Source organism: Streptomyces rubellomurinus (assembly GCF_000961885.1).
Classification (GTDB): Bacteria; Actinomycetota; Actinomycetes; order Streptomycetales; family Streptomycetaceae; genus Kitasatospora; species Kitasatospora rubellomurina.
The window spans coordinates 1-281 of record NZ_JZKH01000375.1 but is presented as its reverse complement, the minus strand read 5'-3'; the positions used below and the strand labels follow the sequence as shown (position 1 = coordinate 281).

Here is a 281-nt window from a genome sequence, read left to right as displayed (position 1 = left end):
TGGCCGGCGATCCGGTGCAGGCCGCCCTGTGGGGCCTGCTGCGGACCGCCCGCACCGAGTACCCGGAGCGGACGATCCGCCTGCTGGACCTGGACGAGGACGCCTCGGCCGATGCCGTCGAACGTGCCCTGTTCAGCACGGGCGAGCCGGAGTTGGCCGTGATCGGCGGCCGGGTCACGGCCCCGAGGCTGGTGCGGGTCTCGGCGGCGGACGCGTCCGAGCGGGTCGTGCTGGACCCGGAGCGGACGGTCCTCGTCACCGGCGGCACCGGTGAGCTGGGC

General features: G+C 75.8%; 1 protein-coding gene. It reads left to right on the top strand.

Going from position 1 to position 281, the window contains the following annotated elements:
• The coding region (locus VM95_RS38255; RefSeq protein WP_045706382.1) for a SpnB-like Rossmann fold domain-containing protein at positions 1-281 on the top strand (281 nt) is incomplete at both ends.